11 protein-coding genes and 1 other annotated feature are annotated in these 16,180 nt (G+C 36.2%); of the genes, 9 read left to right on the plus strand and 2 right to left on the minus strand.

Annotation, left to right across the window (positions count from 1 at the left end; genetic code table 11):
• Window positions 1–58: 58 nt before the first annotated feature.
• From DWW68_RS05005 to DWW68_RS05015, 3 genes are all read left to right on the plus strand, one after another.
• On the plus strand, window positions 59–1,732 hold the full coding sequence (locus DWW68_RS05005) for an InlB B-repeat-containing protein (RefSeq protein ID WP_158576812.1): 1,674 nt from the start codon (window positions 59–61) through the stop codon (window positions 1,730–1,732).
• 127 nt (window positions 1,733–1,859) lie between these two features.
• Window positions 1,860–2,984: an AI-2E family transporter gene (locus DWW68_RS05010; RefSeq protein WP_118589109.1), complete on the plus strand. Its 1,125-nt coding sequence runs from the start codon at window positions 1,860–1,862 to the stop codon at window positions 2,982–2,984.
• Window positions 2,985–3,084: 100 nt separating this feature from the next.
• Window positions 3,085–4,365: a hypothetical protein gene (locus DWW68_RS05015; RefSeq protein ID WP_118589108.1), complete on the plus strand. Its 1,281-nt coding sequence runs from the start codon at window positions 3,085–3,087 to the stop codon at window positions 4,363–4,365.
• Between the two features lie 178 nt (window positions 4,366–4,543).
• Here DWW68_RS05015 and DWW68_RS05020 read toward each other — a convergent pair whose 3' ends face one another.
• On the minus strand, window positions 4,544–5,605 hold the full coding sequence (locus tag DWW68_RS05020; protein ID WP_118589107.1) for a fibronectin type III domain-containing protein: 1,062 nt from the start codon (window positions 5,603–5,605) through the stop codon (window positions 4,544–4,546).
• Between the two features lie 255 nt (window positions 5,606–5,860).
• Between DWW68_RS05020 and DWW68_RS05025 the strand changes: the two genes are divergently transcribed.
• From DWW68_RS05025 to DWW68_RS05050, 6 genes are all read left to right on the plus strand, one after another.
• Window positions 5,861–6,103, plus strand: coding sequence for a heavy metal-associated domain-containing protein (locus DWW68_RS05025; protein WP_118589106.1), 243 nt, complete (start codon window positions 5,861–5,863; stop codon window positions 6,101–6,103).
• Between the two features lie 119 nt (window positions 6,104–6,222).
• Complete coding sequence (gene feoB / locus DWW68_RS05030) at window positions 6,223–8,568, plus strand: ferrous iron transport protein B (protein WP_118589105.1); 2,346 nt, start codon at window positions 6,223–6,225, stop codon at window positions 8,566–8,568.
• 29 nt (window positions 8,569–8,597) lie between these two features.
• Complete coding sequence (locus DWW68_RS05035; protein WP_118589104.1) at window positions 8,598–9,977, plus strand: aminopeptidase; 1,380 nt, start codon at window positions 8,598–8,600, stop codon at window positions 9,975–9,977.
• Between the two features lie 191 nt (window positions 9,978–10,168).
• Window positions 10,169–10,412: a binding site (T-box leader), on the plus strand.
• Between the two features lie 88 nt (window positions 10,413–10,500).
• Entirely contained in the window at window positions 10,501–12,258 is a 1,758-nt protein-coding gene (aspS, locus tag DWW68_RS05040) for an aspartate--tRNA ligase (protein WP_207721385.1), read from the plus strand.
• A 187-nt stretch (window positions 12,259–12,445) separates the two neighbouring features.
• Window positions 12,446–13,096, plus strand: coding sequence for an HAD-IA family hydrolase (locus DWW68_RS05045; RefSeq protein ID WP_118589103.1), 651 nt, complete (start codon window positions 12,446–12,448; stop codon window positions 13,094–13,096).
• Between the two features lie 131 nt (window positions 13,097–13,227).
• Complete coding sequence (locus tag DWW68_RS05050) at window positions 13,228–15,402, plus strand: DUF6273 domain-containing protein (protein WP_118594969.1); 2,175 nt, start codon at window positions 13,228–13,230, stop codon at window positions 15,400–15,402.
• Window positions 15,403–15,508: 106 nt separating this feature from the next.
• Here the strand turns inward: DWW68_RS05050 and DWW68_RS05055 are convergent, their stop codons facing one another.
• The gene (locus DWW68_RS05055) at window positions 15,509–16,165 is read right to left on the minus strand and encodes a ribonuclease H family protein (RefSeq protein WP_118589101.1); all 657 of its coding nucleotides are present in this window, start codon (window positions 16,163–16,165) and stop codon (window positions 15,509–15,511) included.
• Between the last annotated feature and the right edge of the window lie 15 nt (window positions 16,166–16,180).

Below are 16,180 nucleotides of genomic sequence, written 5' to 3' on the forward strand. Positions count from 1 at the left end.
AAATTGTGGAATTAAATTACGGGTCATGATATTTTCTTGAGGAATGAGAGGCAAAAGAATGAAGAAAAAAAGTTTAATGTTAGTCATGCTTACCCTTGTATTTGCACTGGGAATGAGTATGCAGGTATCTGCGAAAGCAAAGGTTAAAACATATAAAGTGACATATGTTTTAAATGGAGGAACAAATAACAAAAAGAACACTTCAAAATATAAATCAAACAAAGCAAAAAAATTATATTCACCGTCTAAAAAGGGATATCTTTTTAAGGGCTGGTATACAGATAAATATTATAGAAACAAAATAACTGCCATTAAAAAAGGCTCAAAGGGAAACAAAAAGGTATACGCTAAGTGGCAGGCTAGAACATATCAGATTTCTTACAACGTAAATGGCGGAACTTTAAATAAGTCAAGCGTAAAAACATATACATGTCAGGTAACAGTGAAGCTGGCTGCACCAACAAAGAAAAATTATGTATTTATGGGGTGGTATAGAGACAGTAAGCTGACAAAGAAGGTTGTAAAAATTGCCAAAGGAACAACGGGAAATATTACATTATATGCCAAGTGGCAGCTGGAAAAGTTGAATATAAATAAAGTTGGAAATGAAGATATGATATGGAGCTGGTGGTGTTATCCACAGGTGGTTTCATATGCAAACACTAAAGATAATGTTTACTGGGGATTTACCACAAGTGAAGGTTACAGCGGCGTGGCATCCTATAATAATGATACAAAGAAAACAGAAAAGACATATCTGAAAAAGACAACCTCTACTGACGACCATAATGCAATGGCAGTGACTGTTATGAGAAACGGCAAAATAATGTGTGTTTATTCAGGCGGACATAACAGTGATAATGAAATTCACGTTAGAATATCAGGTGAAGCAGAAAGCATTAAAAATTTCAACACGGATGTTGTTTTAAGGTCTCAGGGAAAGACCTGCTACAGCCAGATTTTACAGTATAATAATAAGTATTATATTTTTTACAGAGTTGATAATAAAAACTGGGCATACCGTTCTTCCACAAACGGATTGTCATGGAGTAACGAAACTATATTAGTTACTTCATTAATACAATATTATTGTAAATTTATGCCTACAACAGAAGAAGGAAGAGTCCGTATATGCATGATATCAAACCCAACGTCAGGAGATCCAAATATTAGAATGGGATTTTTGGATTTAGATACAGGAATGATGTACGATTCAGATAACAAAACAGAATTGGGAAAGAGTAACATATCACGGAAAAAATTTAATGTGCTGATAAAGAAACCGGCAAATATTACCCAGCGTATGTTGGATGTGGCAATAACAGCACCGGAAAATCCACTGATTTTATATGCAACATTTTCAACTGACAGGACAGACAAAAATTGTGTGTATAATCTTTATGACACAGATAAAACTATTGAAATATGTAACGGTGGAAATCCACTTTGGAACCCTAAGTATCAGCTGGGAGCATCCTTTATGGGAACTGACAGAATTGTAGTTGCCAGGGAAGAAAATGATTATGATAATATAGAACTTTACGATTATTCTCAGGGACAGGTAACATTGAAGGAGTCGGTTTATTCAGAAGAAATCGGAACCATTCAAATAAGAAATGCCCGTCCTATTGTGGATGTAAACCAAAAAGCATTTTTGTGGCACAGAGGATTTTACAATTCTGACACCTATACGGATTTTTATACTGAGACAAAAATATACACTATGGATTAAATAACAAAATTCTCCTAAAACGGATATTTAAACAAATAGCTGTTTTAGGGGATTTTAATTTTTGAAAAAAATTGATAGAATAATTCTAATGAAATTGCAGCATGTTTGATGAAGAAAAGGAGATTTTATGAAAATAGAATGGAAACAGTGCTTTAAAGTAGGTGTAAGTGTATTTATATTATTTTTATGTATAAATTACTGGAGCGTGGTGGGAAACACCATAGGAGTGTTCTTTAGCGGAATAACACCTATTCTCATTGGATGTTCCTTTGCTTATATTGTTAATATATTTATGTGTTCATTTGAAAAAAGATATTTTCCCAATAGTAAAAAAGCGATGGTTATTAAATCAAGAAGACCTGTATGTATGACAGGGGCAATTCTAATGGTTTTAGGGGTAATTGTGTTATTAATCTATATGATAATTCCTGAACTTGTAAATTGTATAGAAACTTTCCTAAATGCACTGCCGGATTTGGCAACTTATGTTTCTAAAAATGAATATGTACAAATGGTGGTATCTCCTAAGTCATTGGAAAAATTACAAACTATGAAATGGGATACTTACGCTGAAAAAATAGGTGGATTTCTGTTTTCCGGAGTAGGAGGTGCGGTAAATACCGTGGCAGAAGTGGCATCATCAGTTATTTCCATAGCAGTGACAGTTACCCTGGGACTTATTTTTACTTTCTATTTTCTTATGGGAAAGGAAAGAATGGCAAGTCAGTTTAAAAGGATAACCTATGTGGTATTTAAGGAAAAAATGTATAATAAAATTATGCATTGGCTTAATGTGTTTGACCAATGTTTTCATGGATACATAGTTGGAAAACTAATAGATGCGGTGGTTTTAGGTGTAATGTGTATTGTTATTATGCTTATATGTCATCTGCCTTATGCAGTTATGATTGGAACATTAGTGGGATTTACTGCGTTAATTCCTGTAGTGGGTGCTTATGTAGGTGCAATTATCGGAGCATTAATGATACTTACCCAGTCACCAATGAAGGCACTATTGTTTGTGGTATTAATAGTAGTAGTTCAAATGATAGAAGGCAATGTAATATATCCTAAAATTATGGGAAATTCACTAGGGCTTCCGGGAATATGGGTGTTAGCGGCAGTAACTCTTGGAGGAAGTTTGTTTGGAATAATCGGAATGTTAATCGGAGTACCTATATTCGCAGGTTTTTATAAGCTGATAGCAGAGAGCATAGAAAAAAGAGAAAAAAAGATGGGTGTAAAAAGTTAAAAAATGTATGTGTTTTTTTACTTGTAGCGTATATTAATATTGAAAAGAAATGGCAAAAATGGTATTCTTATGGTATGGAATTTTAAAGGAGGAGAATAGAATGAGAAAGAGTATATTCCAGAAAATGTCTGCTGTATTTTTGTCAATGACATTAGTAGTAGGCATGGCGGCTTCAGTACCTGCTGCCGTAAAAAAAGGTACAGACATCTCTGCCTCTAAAGCATGGCAATCATTCTCAGTTCAGACAGGTGAAGATAAGAATGAATGGAAAAATGCTTTAATAAAAGATGGTCAGAAATATGACAATAAGGAAAATGTATTCAAAAGCTACACAGAAAATGCTTCTATGAAGACAAAGACACCTAAAAGTTTCCTTATGGATATTGTAAGCACAGGTTCAAGTGCTCAGTGGGGACCAAGCAAGAAAGTCGATGACTTGGGAAATATTGTTTGGGAAGCAAAGATGAGCAATCCTTGGGGCGTTACAGCAACAAAGATAGTTAATATTGAAAAAGGACGTACTTACACAATTTCATTTAAAATCAAAAGCACACTTGAAAATGAAATTAAAAAGACACAGAACGTTCCGGGAAAATATTACTATGAAACAAAGGACAAGAAGGGTAAGACAATAGTTCATTACACTACTTCTGTTGTAAAGAAAAATGGTAAGACAGTGGACAAGGCTACAGGAAATCCGGTAAGCCACGTTGGAACAGTTGTTGGAACAGGTGTTATGAATTATGTTAAGCATATTCATTTCAAAGCATACAGAAATAATGAAAAAGACGGAGATCCGGCTCTTACATTACAGAATGTTAAAGCTACATACAATGGAAAATCTGTTTACAGCAAGAAGGGTGATTACACATTCATCGCATTAGACAGCAGAAATAAAGATTATGTTACTGTAACAGCTAACGTAACAATTCCTGGTGACAGCTTAGCATACAAGCAGAGCACAATGGGACTTAAGTTTGCATTTGGTTCATTTACAATGGAATATCCAAATGAAAATGATATGAGTGGAACAATTGATGTTCAGGATTTCAAGGTAGTAGCAGGAAGTGATGTTCCTAAAGCTACAAAGGTATCAAAGGCTACAGCAAAGGCTAAAAAAGGAACTATGAAGGTTTCTCTTAAGAAGGCTAAAGGTGCTAAGGGATACGAAGTACAGTATTTCACATCATACAGCAAGAGTTCTAAGTCATATTCAGGAAAGAAAACTGTTAAGGCTAAAAAGAATGTTGTAACTATTAAGAATAAAAAGAAATTTAAGGCTAAAAAGACAATATATGTCAGAGCAAGATATTACAAGACAGTAAATGGCAAGAAAGCATATAGTGTTTGGTCAGCTATTAAAAAAGTAAAAGTTAAATAGGAAAAAACTTAAAATTTCCAAAAAGGGTAATTTTAATATAATTAAAAAGGGGCAGGTGGCTAATAACCATCTGCCTTCTTTATTTGTATTAAATTGTTTATTAATTACTGTAATGGTGAGAACAACGTTAATCTTTTTCTAAGTGAACAAAAATGACTTGAAAAACGGTTTGTTGTTGTTACATTAGCATTGTTACATTAGCATTGTTACATATATAAACATCGTTGTTATTACCCATGCCGCCTTGGATAACCCAGTGCTTGCAACTGCCGTTCCATGACTTTATCCAGCTTTCATTTCCTGTACAGTTAAGTCCTACGGCATCAGAATTAAGATAATTAACTAAATCCTGCTTAGTATCAAACTTGCCAATATATATGGCTACGTGATGGGCACGTCCACTAGAAGAGGTATAGGCTATAATGTCTCCCGGTATTAAATGCTCCATATTAGATTCGGTGTCAACATCATTTAATTTAAGTGATGTTTTAAACAACGGGTAAGTTGTTTTTCTTATATTTCCTTTTAAGTAATAAGTACATTTCTTTCTTGAAACTTTATAAGTTATTTTTACGTTTCCGCTTTTCCAGTCATTGGCAACGGGAGATTTGTTTACCTTTATACTTGTAAACTGTCCCGAACGGGTTGCTTTTTTTCCCGGAGCTAAAGTCTTACATGATTCTACATACTTGTTAACTAAAACATTACATGGATATTTTTTATGTACATACTTCTTAACGAATTTTCCCAGATTCTTATGAAAATCAAGCTTTAAATCCGAATCGGAAGTTTTAAATACCACTGCATTAGAACTATCTGATAAAAGCTTGTCCTTATAACATTTAATTTTGTAGTAGTAAACTGAGCCGGCCTTTGCTTTTAAATCCTTAAAGGTACCGGTGGTGCTTTTTTTAATGGTTTTGGTTCGCTTAAAACCATTGTTTGGTTTAACACTTCTGTAAATCTTGTATCCGGTAACATCCTTTCGTTTCTTCCAGGATATCTTGACACCTTTGTTTAATTCTACAATGGAAGTTATATATGTTTTAGGAACAACCGGGACAACCTCTGTGGTAGTTTCTTCCTCCGTTACGTCTACTGACAAGGTAGTTGTTTTCGGTGGTGGTGTGTCCTCACTCCCTAAATTGTTGGTTCCGTCATCTGCATATATCAATGAAGATATAGCTAAAATATTTATGGACAATACCATAATAAATAGTAATTGTTTCAAATGTTTCAAATATTTTTCCTCGATTCTTAGTGCTTAAGCAGGAAAAAGTCCCAATAATATATTCAATTTATTATAATCTGACCTTTAACCCACGTATAATATCATACCATTTTATGGTAACCTATTCAAGAAAATGTTACGAAAAAATTACATAAAAATTACGAAAAAGCTTTGTGCAATAATATTGAAATAATAAAACAGTGTGATAAGATAAAAAATGGTTAGAATCAACTAACTAAGAATGAGAAAAGGAGTGTAATAAACATGATTAAAACAACTATAAAAATAGATGGAATGGCATGTGGAATGTGCGAGGCACATGTAAATGATGCCTTAAGAAAAGTAATAAAGGCAAAGAAAATTACATCTTCCCACAAGAAAAAAGAAGCGGTTGTGGTTAGCGAGAATGAATTAAATGAAGAAGAAATAAAAAAAGTGATAAATGATACAGGATATACATATATTTCCATGACCAGTGAACCATATAAAAAGAAATTTTTCTTTTAAAACAATTAAAAAAACACTGTTCATAAAACCTGAATGATTTGTCAGGAGAGTTGTTGCAATAATGCAACAATGTGGTAATATGGAAGGAAATATACGTATTACATATTGGAGGCATAAAATTGAAACTCTCTCAGTTGAAACAGGGACAGACAGGAAGGATAGTAAAAGTAGGCGGTGAGGGTCAGCTTAGACGACACTTTCTTGATATGGGACTCATACAGGGCACAGACATTCAGTACATAAAAGCTGCACCTATGGGAGATCCTATAGAATATAAGATTTGGGGATATGAACTGACACTTAGAAAGGATGATGCTAAGTGTATAGATATTGAATTACAGGAAAATAAGGAAAAGAAAAAGGAAAGCAGTGATGTAAAGTATAATTCAACAGAGCATCCCCACATAGGTGAGTCGGGTATATATCATGTTAAGCAAAGAGGGGAAAAAATCGAAAAGGGACAGTTGATTACTTTTGGATTGGCAGGAAATCAAAATTGTGGCAAAACAACATTGTTCAATCAGCTGACTGGCTCAAATCAGCATGTGGGAAATTTCCCAGGGGTAACGGTTGACCGGAAAGACGGTCAGATAAGAAAACAGGAAAATACAATGGTGGTGGATTTGCCGGGAATATATTCCATGTCACCTTATACCAGTGAGGAAATTGTATCAAGGCAGTTTTTCTTAGATGACAGACCAAGAGGTATTATAAATATTGTAGATGCTACGAATATTGAAAGAAATCTTTATCTTACAATGCAGCTTATTGAACTGGACATTCCTATGGTTTTGGCATTAAACATGATGGATGAGGTTACAGCCAACGGCGGCTCAGTAGATGTTAATATGTTAGAGGAATCCCTAGGCATTCCCGTGGTGCCTATATCAGCAGCTAAAAACGAAGGGGTAGACGAACTTATTGAGCATGCTATGCATGTGGCAGTATATCGTGAGCGTCCCGGAAGAATGGATTTTTGCGATGCGAATGGAGAAGATGGTGGAGCAATTCACAGATGTATACATTCCATTATGCATTTAATAGATGATCATGCCCATAATAATAAAGTTCCAATCAGATTTGCAGCAGGCAAGCTTATTGAAGGGGATGAGGATGTTATAGCAAGACTTCATCTTGAAGAAAATGAAAAAGAAATGATAGAACATATTATTCTTCAGATGGAAAAGGAAAGCGGCATGGACAGAGAAGCAGCTTTGGCAAAAATGCGTTTTACATTTATTGATAAAATATGTAAAACGGCAGTGGTAAGGCCACAGGAAAGCAGGGAAAGAGCAAGAAGTCGTAAAATTGATAAGCTGCTTACAGGAAAATATACGGCGATTCCTTCTTTTATTGTAATAATGTCTCTGATTTTCTATCTGACTTTTGGAGTAATAGGTCTTTATCTTCAAAAGCTTATGGATATGGGAATCAGTGCCCTAAGCAGCCTGTGCGAAAATGCAATGATTACTTTTAAAGTAAATGAAGTAATCCGGTCGTTAATTATTGACGGTATATTTGTAGGGGTAGGCAGTGTTCTTAGCTTTTTGCCCATAATAGTTGTATTGTTCTTTTTCCTGTCATTATTAGAAGACAGTGGATACATGGCAAGAATTGCATTTGTAATGGACAAGATATTTAGAAAATTGGGCCTTTCCGGTAGAAGCTTTGTACCTATGATTATAGGATTCGGATGTTCAGTGCCGGCCATTATGGCAACAAGAACATTACCATCAGAGCGTGACAGAAAGATGACCATAATGCTTACGCCTTTTATGAGCTGCTCAGCAAAAATACCTATTTATGCATTTTTCTCAGCAGCATTTTTCCCGGATAAGGCTGCGTTGGTTATGATAGGTTTGTATTTTACGGGAATAATAGTAGCAATTATATATGCCCTGATACTTGACCGCACTAAGTTTAAGGGAGAACCGGTTCCTTTTGTTATGGAGCTACCTAATTACAGAATGCCGGGAGCTAAAAGTGTGTTAAGACTTATGTGGGACAAGGCAAAGGACTTTTTAACCAAAGCTTTTACAATAATCTTTTTAGCGTCACTGGTTATATGGTTTTTACAGACCTTTGATTTACATTTCAATATAGTAAAGGATGCAGAAGACAGTATTCTGGCAATGATAGGTGGAATTGTGGCACCTATATTTAAACCATTGGGATTTGGTGACTGGCGTGCATCTACAGCCCTGATAACGGGATTTACCGCAAAGGAAAGTGTTGTAAGCACACTTACGGTATTGTTGGGAACAAAGGCTCTTAGCACAATGTTTACTACTAAAAGTGCCATAGTATTTTTGATATTTACCCTTTTGTACACACCTTGTGTTGCAGCAATATCATCAGTAAAGCGGGAACTGGGTAGAAATTGGGCAGTGATAGTAGTTTTATTACAATGCAGTATAGCATGGATAGTAGCATTTGGTGCCAAATTGATTTTGACATTAATATAAATGACTTTTTGTAAGGAGGCAATAAATTTATGAAACGAGACAGCGTATGGGGAAAGTATAATGGAGTTGACATTGAAAATCTTGAAAAACTAAACAAGAGATATATTGATTTTCTGTCTCAGTGTAAGACAGAAAGAGAATGTGCTGCAAGGTCAGTGGAAATGGCAAAGACAAAGGGATACAAATCCATTGAGGATGTAATAAAAGAAGGAAAGCCTCTTAAGGCAGGTGATAAAATATACGGTCTTTATATGAACAAGGCAGTAGCATTATTTAACATAGGAAGACAGCCTTTGGAAAAAGGTATGAATATTTTAGGTGCTCACATTGATTCTCCAAGAATGGACATTAAGCAGAATCCGTTATATGAAAAAGAGGATATGGCATATTTTGATACACATTACTATGGCGGAATAAAAAAATATCAGTGGGTTACTCTTCCTCTTGCAATACACGGTGTTGTAGTGAAGAAGGATGGCACCTCAGTTAATGTAAATATAGGTGAAAAAGATACTGACCCGGTATTTTGTGTTACTGACTTACTGATTCATTTAGCATCTAAGCAAATGGACAAAAAAGCCGCAACTGTAGTTGAAGGAGAAAATTTAGATATTTTAGTAGGAAGTATTCCTGTAAGCGAAAATGAAAAGAAAAGCGTAAAGGCAGGAGTTTTGAAAATATTAAAAGATAAGTACGGAATGGATGAGGAAGATTTCTTCTCAGCAGAACTGGAGGTGGTTCCGGCAGGACCGGCAAGAGAAATGGGATTTGACGGAAGCATGGTTATGTCATATGGTCAGGATGACAGAGTTTGCGCTTATACATCATTAGAAGCTATTCTTGACAGTAGTGTTAATGAAAGAACATCCTGTTGTCTTTTAGTTGACAAAGAGGAAATCGGAAGCGTAGGAGCAACAGGTATGCAGTCACGTTTCTTTGAAAACATGGTAGCCGAATTAATTAATTTAAACGGAAACTACAGTGAATTAATTCTTAAGAGATGCCTTAAAAACAGTAAAATGCTCTCATCTGACGTAAACGCAGCTTATGATCCGTTATATGCAGATGTATTTTCAGAGCAAAGCACATCTTATATTGGAAAAGGTGTTGTGTTTAACAAATTTACCGGCTCAAGAGGAAAGTCAGGCTCTAATGATGCCAACGCAGAATACTTAGCAGAAATAAGAAAGGTTATGGATGACAATAAGGTTTATTTCCAAATGTCAGAGTTAGGAAAGGTTGATGCCGGCGGTGGCGGAACCATTGCATACATTATGTCATTATACGGAATGGAAGTAATTGACTGCGGTGTGCCGGTGCTTAGCATGCATGCACCTTGGGAGGTTACAAGCAAAGCTGATGTTTATGAGGCTTTCAAGTGCTATAAGGCATTTTTAAGAATGGAATAGAAAGAAAAGCGTTGCCATGCGCATTATGCTGTGCATAATGCTTATGCCTCGCTGTCGCGCTATACAGATACACAAAAAAGGTCTGCCTGTGAGCAAACTTCCGGCAGACCTTTTTTGTGTATCTGTGCAACGCTTGTAGGAACGCGCAAATTTGTATTTGACACTTGGTGTTTACTATTATATAATCAAGATTAATGGCGTTGACGGAGAGAAGTAGCTTTAATTATCGCTAACAGAGAGCAGGTGTTGGTGGAAGTCCTGTAGAATGAATTAATGTGAATAACACTCCTAAGCTGCAACCTGAACGTTTAATAATCAGTAGGGAAGCCGTTGTCGAGCGATAATCGATGGGTTGCAAGACCATGAGTGGCTGCATAAGCAGTAAATCAGGTGGTACCGCGGACATATTAAGTAATTAGTGAGTTCGTCCTGGATTAATTTTTCAGGATGGGCTCTTTTTATATTTAATAGGAAATTCTATTATTTTAACCATACCGTAATTTATAATATTGGAGGAAGTGTAATGGATATTAACACAAATAACATTTATCGTGATGTAACAATGGATTCATTGTCAGAAGCTAATGTTGGACAAAATGTAAAGATTGCAGGCTGGATTGAAAACATTCGTGACCACGGTGGAGTATCATTTATTGATTTAAGAGATATGTATGGAGTTATGCAGGTAGTTATGCGTGACACATCATTACTTGAGGGATTAAGTAAGGAAGACTGTATTTCAGTAGAGGGACCTATTGAGCATAGAGATGAAGAAACATATAACCCTAAGATTCCTACAGGAACTATTGAATTAGAGGCAAAAAAGGTTGAAGTTTTAGGGAAGGTTTACAAGCAGTTACCTTTTGAAATTATTACATCAAAGGAAACCCGTGAAGATGTGAGACTTAAATATCGTTACCTTGATTTAAGAAATCCAAAGGTTAAGGATAACATGATTTTCCGTTCAAAGGTTATTTCATACCTTAGACAGAAAATGGTAGATATGGGATTTTTGGAAATCCAGACACCTATTCTTTGTGCATCATCTCCGGAAGGTGCAAGAGATTATATTGTGCCATCAAGAAAGTTTAAGGGAAAATTCTATGCACTTCCACAGGCACCACAGCAGTATAAACAGTTACTTATGGTGTCAGGATTTGATAAGTATTTCCAGATTGCCCCTTGCTTTAGAGATGAAGATGCAAGAGCAGACAGATCACCGGGAGAATTTTACCAGTTAGACTTTGAAATGAGCTTTGCCACACAGGAAGATGTATTTAGAGTTGGCGAGGAAGTTTTAGCTGACACATTTAATAAATTTGCACCTGAAGGATACGAGGTTACACAGGCTCCGTTCCCTATTATAAGCTATAAGGAATCAATGCTTAAATACGGAACAGATAAGCCGGACCTTAGAAATCCGTTAGAAATAATTGACGTAACAGATTTCTTCCAGAGATGTACATTTAAACCATTCCACGGAAAGACTGTAAGAGCAATTGTAATTAACCAGAAGTTGTCAAAGGGACAGCACGAAAAATTACTTAAGTTTGCTCAGAGCATTGGAATGGGTGGTCTTGGTTACCTGGAAGTTTTAGAAGATGGAAGCTATAAGGGACCAATTGATAAGTTTATTCCTGAAGATATGAAGGAAGAAATAAGGGAAATGGCATCATTAAAGGCATTAGATACTATTTTCTTCATTGCTGATAATGAGAAGAATGCTTCACTTTATGCAGGACAGATTAGAACAGCTCTTGGTGAGAGACTTGATTTAATTGATAAAAAGTCATACAAGTTCTGTTATATTAACGACTTCCCTATGTATGAATATGATACGGAAGCTAAAAAGATGATATTTACACATAATCCGTTCTCTATGCCACAGGGTGGACTTGAAGCATTAGAAACAAAGAATCCGGAGGATATTTTGGCATATCAGTACGATATCGTATGTAACGGTGTTGAATTATCAAGTGGTGCAGTAAGAAACCATGATATGAGGATTATGGTTAAGGCATTTGAAATTGCAGGATATACAGAAGATGACCTTAAGGAGAAATTTGGAGCCTTGTACAATGCATTCCAGTTTGGTGCACCACCACATGCAGGTATGGCACCGGGAGTTGACCGTATGATTATGTTACTTCGTGAAGAAGAAAATATTAGAGAAATTATTCCATTCCCTATGAACGGAAACGCACAGGATTTAATGTGCGGTGCACCGGGAGAGGTAACAGAGCAGCAGCTTAGAGAGGTTCACATTAAGGTTAGAGCATAAGGAGGAGATTTATTTCTAATATGGTGGTTACACTTATTTTAGGAGTAATAGCAATTGCATTAATAGCGATTATTATAGCAGCAATTGCAATTGCTATTCATCACAGCAATAAAGATTGACAAAAAATTTATCTGCCGGATTTATTAGTCCGGCAGATATTATGTAGAAAAGTGAAGGTGAGACGGATATGTATAATACAGTAGTTTTTGATTTGGATGGAACACTTTTAAATACTCTTGAAGATTTAACAGATGCAGTTCTTTATATTCAGAAGAAATTTGATTTCCCTCTTCATAATATTGAATTGGTGAGACAACATGTGGGAAATGGAATAAGAAAGCTGATTATACGTTCTATTCCTGATGGAGAGGACAATCCAAGGTTTGAAGAGGTTTATCAGGAGTTTCTGGATTATTATCAGAAGAACTGTCAGGTAAAAACCACAGCTTATGATGGAATAATGGAACTTTTAAAGGAACTTCATGAAAGCAACATAAAAATGGCAATTGTGTCAAATAAGGCTCATGGAGCAGTTGACGAATTAAATGAAATTTATTTCAAGGATTATATAAAGGTTGCCATAGGGGAAAACGAGGCGGCAGGAATTAAGAAAAAGCCGGCACCGGACAGTGTTTTCCATGCATTAAAGCTTCTTGGAAGTAAAAAAGAGGAAGCGGTTTACGTGGGAGATTCAGAAGTAGACAGGGCAACAGCAGAAAATGCAGGTATGGATTGTGTGTTATGTAGCTGGGGCTTTAGGGAAAGAGAACTTCTTGAAGGTCTTAAACCAATAGCTATAATAGATGAGCCAAAGGACCTGCTTAAAATAATTAAATAACAAAAAGCCTGTAGAGTTATTCAATTGAAAAGATATATGATATTATGTACACAAATTCATTATTACATAAGAGTGGGTTTGTGTATTTTTATGTAGATTGATTGAGAGAAAATTTAAGGAGGGAAAAAAGAATGCAAAGAAGGAGAGTTTTGTCAATTTTGCTCGTGGTTATGCTGATAGTCACAATTATTTATCCAATGAATAAAAATGTTCAGATAAGAGCAAATGATAATGGAGCGAAAACACATATATTATCTAACCCGACGAAGGATACCACAGGAAATACCATTTGGGACTGCGTTTATTTTGGAAACTATTATCAGAATGATGTAGAAGGAAAATACAAAGAACCGATTAAATGGAGAGTACTCAAGGTAGATGGGAATGATGCATTTCTTTTGGCAGACAAAGGATTAGATGTGAAACCATGGCATGAGTCAGGGGATGGTGTTGATTGGGAGACATGTACTCTTAGGAGCTGGCTTAATGGTTATAAAAGCAGTATGAATAAAAATGGGATAGATTATTCAAATGACAATTTTATGGATACAGCTTTCACAGCAGAAGAACAGCAGGCAATTAATACAACATTAGTATCAAACGCTCAGGATCCGTTTTTGGATTCACCGAAGGTCAATGATACATACGATCAGGTTTATTGTTTGGCATATAAGGAAGCGTTAAATACGGAATATGGCTTTTCAGGAGAGTATAATGTAGACCCTACAAGAGCGCTTGTTGTTACTCCATATGCAAATGCCAAATTGGATTGGGAAACATATCCGTGGCTGATGCCGGGGTGGTGGCTTAGAACAATGGGAGATGATACCTATCGTGATGTCAACACTTATAAGGGAAAATATGCGGCATATGTATTTCAGTCCGGTTTTGTTTATCCGAATGGTTCATCAGTAAATGATACATTTATGACAGTACGTCCGGTACTGCATTTAAATACACAAAATACTGATGTTTATTCCTATGCAGGAAAGGTAAGTAGTGATGGAACAGAATCAGATGTTCCGACAACACAGGAAGTAACAACGCCAAATGAAACAACAACACAGGAAGGAATCGAGACATCTCCTGAAGCAACCACAACACCAAATATAGAAACAACAAAGGAATCGACAACACCGGAAAATCTTCCTCTTACACCGGGACAGGCAGATGCAGATCGTTGGTTTGAAATTGGTGGATATACATATTATTGCGGTCCGTGGAATGGGTCTACGGTACAGCTGGGGGCAGACCCTGAGGATCCGGATCATGTTCAGATGCAACAGCTGACAAGTAACTGGGGAAATGCCTGGGGATTGCAGCTCAAGAAAACAGTAACCGGATTGGTGCCGGGTAAAATATATACAATATCGATTGATATGTATTCACCATCAGAAGACGGTTCTTATAAAATTACAAACGATCTGAATGAAAGTAAGCCAAGAAAATTAGTGATTGGCACAACAACTCTTTCCACAGAACTTATGGCAGATAGAGATGGAACAATTGAATTTGTGGTAGGAGCCGGATTAGTCGGAACTTCAGTTGTTCTTGATTTTTCTAATGTAGTTGTAAAAGATGAAGATGGAAATATCGTATATCCAAAAGCAGAAGAGCAGACAACGAAAATGGAAGAAAACACAACGGTTGCACCTACTACAGTAGCCCCAACAACGGTGGCCCCAACAACGGAAGCTCCAACAATAGAGGCACCAACACAGGCACCGACAGAGGAACCTACTACAGCTGATCCTAAGACTATTACAATCAGTGATGATGTTAATATTGAAGGATATCAGGTAAGTACGACCCTTGGAGGAAGTAGAGTTGTTGGTTCTGTAGAACCTACAATAGATGGAAAGAATGTTACTAAGTGGGGATTTGTTTATGCGGTAGATACAATATATGGAAATTCTTTGGGAGTAACAGATGCAGATATGTATGTTGGTTCAACTAACAAATATGTAGTTTCATTAGATTCTACACCGGCAGGAACAAGTAATACAGTTCTTGGAAATTCAACAACAGCAACATATTTTGTAAGAACTACATTGTTTAGTACAAACACTGCCAGAGAGTTCACAACAGAATATAAGGTAAGAGCATACGCAGTTCTTAGTGATGGAAGCTACGTATATAGTAAGGCATATACTTACTCAGTATATAAGATTTGTGATCAGCTGTATCAGTCAAAGAAGATGAATACAAGCGCTGCACATGATTACTTATATAATAATATTCTTAAGGTAGTTGATCCTTTATATAAAGAAGTAGATTACAACTGGAGCAGTATAGTTGTTAAATAACAACATAATAATATAATTACGGGGGACCGTTGAATTGGTACATATCAGTTCGACGGTCTCTTTTAAAACCTGTTACGCAATAAAAGTCTAACTTTTTGGGGGCACATCAAACTCCGCAGGCTTTTTTTGCAAGGCTATCAGCTAAATCATTATATTTATCACCGGAATGACCTTTTACTTTCTCAAAAGTTATGTCAACCGATTTTTTGATTTTATCATAATATTTTTTGTAGGCAATGGTACCGTCCTTATTGGTTTTCCACTCTCCGGTACACCATTTTGCAATTCCCATATAATCATAATATATTGAAAGCTTCTTAATGCCTTTTTCCAAGGCATATTTCATAGCCGCCATGGAACCGTAAATTTCACCGGCAACATTTCTCATGGAAGCCATTTGGACATCATTTCCGGAATCATAAAGGTGGGTTTCAGTACCATTATGAAACATAACCACACCGTATCCAAAAACACCGGTTGCAGAATTAAAGCTTCCATCTACATAGGCTACAGCCTTAGACGGAGTGGTAATAGGCATGTCACTGTCAAAGGTTGTATCATCATCTTCATCCTTTGGTGCCTCTGTGTCAAAAAGACTTAACTGAGTACCCTCCTGCCCTAAATATGCGTAGGCATCAGATATGTTTTTGAAGCTTTTGTACAATGCACCGGGATATCCATCAACGTTTGCTTTACATTCCTCCCAGGTTTCGTATATTCCGGTTTTTTCACCAACTTTAACGGCATAATATTTTTTTGACATAAGATTTCATCTCCC

Source organism: Eubacterium sp. AF16-48, assembly GCF_003479405.1.
Taxonomy (GTDB): domain Bacteria; phylum Bacillota; class Clostridia; order Lachnospirales; family Lachnospiraceae; genus Eubacterium_G; species Eubacterium_G segne.

Coding starts and splice junctions, on each gene's coding strand:
- DWW68_RS05055 (WP_118589101.1), bottom strand. CDS start 16,165: ATGTCAAAAAAATATTATGCCGTTAAAGTTGGTGAAAAAACCGGAATA.
- DWW68_RS05045 (WP_118589103.1), top strand. CDS start 12,446: ATGTATAATACAGTAGTTTTTGATTTGGATGGAACACTTTTAAATACT.
- DWW68_RS05010 (WP_118589109.1), top strand. CDS start 1,860: ATGAAAATAGAATGGAAACAGTGCTTTAAAGTAGGTGTAAGTGTATTT.
- DWW68_RS05005 (WP_158576812.1), top strand. CDS start 59: ATGAAGAAAAAAAGTTTAATGTTAGTCATGCTTACCCTTGTATTTGCA.
- DWW68_RS05025 (WP_118589106.1), top strand. CDS start 5,861: ATGATTAAAACAACTATAAAAATAGATGGAATGGCATGTGGAATGTGC.
- DWW68_RS05035 (WP_118589104.1), top strand. CDS start 8,598: ATGAAACGAGACAGCGTATGGGGAAAGTATAATGGAGTTGACATTGAA.
- aspS (WP_207721385.1), top strand. CDS start 10,501: ATGGATATTAACACAAATAACATTTATCGTGATGTAACAATGGATTCA.
- DWW68_RS05015 (WP_118589108.1), top strand. CDS start 3,085: ATGAGAAAGAGTATATTCCAGAAAATGTCTGCTGTATTTTTGTCAATG.
- DWW68_RS05050 (WP_118594969.1), top strand. CDS start 13,228: ATGCAAAGAAGGAGAGTTTTGTCAATTTTGCTCGTGGTTATGCTGATA.